At 41.0% G+C, this 3,725-nt stretch carries 2 protein-coding genes and 1 pseudogene; 2 read left to right on the forward strand and 1 reads right to left on the reverse strand.

Annotated elements, in window-relative coordinates; all coding sequences use genetic code 11:
- Together F6K37_RS34595 and F6K37_RS34600 are read left to right on the forward strand one after the other, a co-directional pair.
- Positions 1-187, forward strand: a pseudogene (locus tag F6K37_RS34595) (hypothetical protein); the annotation flags it as partial.
- A gap of 323 nt (positions 188-510) precedes the next feature.
- Complete coding sequence (locus F6K37_RS34600; protein ID WP_287255347.1) at positions 511-2,172, forward strand: hybrid sensor histidine kinase/response regulator; 1,662 nt, start codon at positions 511-513, stop codon at positions 2,170-2,172.
- A gap of 271 nt (positions 2,173-2,443) precedes the next feature.
- Here F6K37_RS34600 and F6K37_RS34605 read toward each other — a convergent pair whose 3' ends face one another.
- Positions 2,444-3,250, reverse strand: coding sequence for a PRC-barrel domain-containing protein (locus tag F6K37_RS34605; RefSeq protein WP_008191651.1), 807 nt, complete (start codon positions 3,248-3,250; stop codon positions 2,444-2,446).
- Between the last annotated feature and the right edge of the window lie 475 nt (positions 3,251-3,725).

Genomic DNA, 3,725 nt, shown 5'->3' on the forward strand with positions numbered 1-3,725 from the left:
TTCCCGATTCCCGCTTCCCGCTTCCCGATTCCCGATTCCCCATTCCCGATTCCCGATTCCCGATTCCCGATTCCCGATTCCCGATTCCCGATTCCCGATTTCCGATTCCCGATTCCCGATTCCCGATTCCCGATTCCCAGTGGGTAGCGCTATAGGTCAGAAACCATTAGCCTCAAGCCTAATCTGATCATGGCTAATGCCTTCAAGGATAAACCTAATTATTGAAATCTTACCACCATTACGCCTCCTGATCTTTAAGATTAATTTTATGATTCGAGGCTAAGTTAGCCATCGAAGACCCTCAGACGGTATACTTTTTTGTATTTTAATCCCCTTGATCTCAAGGATTATACGGGTTTTATGTGCATTTTTTAGTGAATTATCCGTATAAGTACGGAGATGACTATTAGTGAAATTACGGTGGAAACAGGTTTTTTTTTAGGTCAATATTAACATATTAGATTTAATTGATATCTAACCGATGTTTGTTGATTAGTTAACGGTATTCCAATGTCATCAACGTACCTACCAGTCACTTCTCCTTCAGCTGATCAAACTAATTTCTCTGCACCAGTCCCTGCTTCAGTCATTTATTTTCAGAATAAACTCCCCACAGAAAGAGCAGACCATCCTGATTGTACCCGAATCCTCTTAATTGAGGACGATATCCAGGATGTTGAGCTCATTAAAGCATTACTCAAAAAGGCAAAACATTTTCCAGCAACACTCACCCATGTAGAGACCTTAGAGCAAGGTCTCGAATGCCTAAAGCAGGGAAATATTAATATCGTACTCTGTGACCTGTTCTTACCCGATCAGCAAGGCCTAGAGACATTTTGCCAAATTTATGCCCAGTTTCCCGAAGTGCCTATAATCATTCTGAGTGGACTGACTGATGAGAATTTAGCGATAGAAGCGCTACAAGAAGGAGCACAGGATTACTTAGTTAAAGGAGAATTTGATCGGAACCTATTGGTACGAGCGATGCGCTATGGCATGGAGCGGCAACGACTGCTGTTAGCACTGAAGCGACAAACTGAAGCCCTACGAGCCAGTGAAGAACAATTTCGCACCATGATTACCAGAAATGCTGATGGTGTTGTGATTATTGATCAGAATCGAGTGATTCAATTTGTTAATCCCGCAGCAGAATCCCTGATGAACTGTAAAGCGGAGAAACTCCAAGGAGAACTATGGTGCAGTTCCTTAGTGGTTGGTCAAACTACAGAACTAGATATTCGCTCCTCCTATGGAAAAATTGTTATTGCCGAAATCCAGCTAGTAGAGATTCAATGGGAAGGGAAAAAAGCCTATATGGCATCACTGCGAGATATCACCACTCGCAAGGAACTAGAAATTGCTCAGAAGCAACTGAATGATGAGCTAGAACGTCGGGTTGAGGAGCGCACACTTGAACTAAGAGTAGCTAATGATCAGCTCCAAGTTTTGGAAATTAAACTACGTCAATCACTGGTTAAAGAAAAAGAATTGAGCAATTTTAAATCTCGGATTATCTCTAGCATTTCCCATGAGTACCGCACCCCATTAACTACCATTTCTTCATCAGCAGCAATCCTGGAACGGTACTGTCATCAAATGGATCTGACTCGGCAAGTAAAACATTGTAGACGTATCCAATCCATGGTTCAGCAACTGACTGGTTTAGTGGATGATGTGCTATTTATTAACAAGACAGAATTTAAGCAACTAGATTTACAACCCGAACCTATAGACTTAGTTGAATTTTGTAGTAAATTAGTTGATGAAATCAAATCTAAAACCACCTATAAGCACCAGCTCTTGTTTAGGCATGAAGGTGACTGTCAGGAATTCAGATCAGATCCTAAGCTACTAAGCCAAATGCTAACTAATCTCCTCTCTAATGCTATTAAATATTCTCCTCAAGGAGGCAAAGTCGAACTTAACCTTAAATGTGACACTAATCAAGTAATACTGGAAGTTACCGATGAAGGAATTGGCATTCCTAAGCACGATCAAGGTGAGTTATTTAATTCCTTTAGTCGTGGGAGTAATATCGGCTCCATAGGGGGAATTGGATTGGGGTTATCAATTGTCAAAAGTTATGTGGAACACCATCAAGGTGAGATAGTTATGGAAAGTAAAATAGGTTTAGGTACTCGTGTTACTGTCTGTTTACCATTGCTTGCTTAGTGGTTAGTATGACTGACAAAAATTGATTTATTGATTTATTTAACCGCAAATTATCAGAAGGGGAGAATACTAATATAGTTGGTAAAATGTATTTATAAGCAATCAGATCTAGTTCACGTCATGACTTATTAGTAAAGACTTATTGGTCTTGGGTCTTAGTTAATGGAAAATGGAAAATGGAAAATGGAAAATTCATAACTCCCAATTCCCAATTCCCAATTAACAGCCATCGGCAAAAATTATCGCCTGATTATAAATCCTTAGAGTCCTGTTATGTTTTATCTTTCAACTGCTTCGTAACGGATTTGGCTTTATCCTGTAAGTGTGCGGTGGTAGCCTGAGCTGTGTCTTTCAACTGATCAGTAACTGATTGAGCTTTATCTTTAAACTGTGCAGTGGTCGCTTTGGCTTTATCCTTCAACTGTTCAGTAACTGATTGGGCTTTATCTTTAAACTGTTCTGGTATATGTTGAGCTTTTCGCTTGACATCTTGAAATTCCTGGACAGTTTTTTGATAATCTTCCTTGATCAGGTCTGTAGCTTGACTAATTTTTTGATTAAGTCCTTCCCCATACTGTTTACTATTTTGAGCAACTGCATCCAGTACAATTATCCGCTTGCTGCCAATACTCGAAATTGCTACGGGTGGGAGTAGATACATACCATCCATAACCCCATGCCAGCCAAGGTCCGAGAAGAGATAGTTAACTACACTACCGCTTTTGGGTTTAAGCAAGTAGTCCACTAGCTTACCAATTTTGTTACCCGCATCTGTCCATACCTCATGTCCGATCAGGGAATCCCAAGACTCCGTTTTCTGTTGAGTTTTGTGATTTTTGCTAGTGTTGACGAGAATACTATCGGTGCCAATACTCTCGACTTGACCCCAAGCAAAGTAGCGTTTTTTCGCCCCAAGTAATCCAGACTTACACCTTAAGGCCACGACTCGATGAGCTTGATAGTCCAACAAGAGTTGATCGACATGACCAATTTCTTCCGTCGTCTGACGCTCTAAGACTAGACGATTGAGTAACTGGCTCTGCCTGATCGGTTTGGGTTGGATAAATAGTAAAGACATCTGTTCATGTCTCCAATAGTTAAGAACTGGCGATGGCGGTCGGAAAAAGACACAGAAGGCTCAACAGCAGTAAGCTATCAGGTAAGCATATGCGCTACAGATGGTGCTACTTGAGGTGCCTTTAGCAGTCAGCCCTCAGCTATCAGCTTATGGGCTATGGGCAGGCTACTTGAGGTGCTTTTGAATAAAACAGGTAAGCATTATTCAATGCTCCCGTTCAAGGTTTATTTTAAGCTGACCGCTGACCGCTGACCGCTGACCGCTGACTGCTGACTGCTGAATGCTTGTGTACCCCTCTGTGATTTTTTCCATCTAGATTTTAGCTTACAATAATTGAGTCAAGTCTGATCTAGGGTAAGCATTCAGCTATCAGCTATCAGCGTGTGGTGTATCAGACGAATTAAAGTAGAATTAAAGTAGGGTGGGCAAAGTAATATAATCATTAATACTCAAAACAATCAAACTGTTTTTGCCA

Source organism: Moorena sp. SIO4E2 (genome assembly GCF_010671945.1).
GTDB classification, from domain to species: Bacteria; Cyanobacteriota; Cyanobacteriia; order Cyanobacteriales; family Coleofasciculaceae; genus Moorena; species Moorena producens.

Excerpts from the sequence above, each read along its gene's own strand:
- F6K37_RS34600 (WP_287255347.1), top strand. The coding sequence starts at position 511 with ATGTCATCAACGTACCTACCAGTCACTTCTCCTTCAGCTGATCAAACT.
- F6K37_RS34605 (WP_008191651.1), bottom strand. The coding sequence starts at position 3,250 with ATGTCTTTACTATTTATCCAACCCAAACCGATCAGGCAGAGCCAGTTA.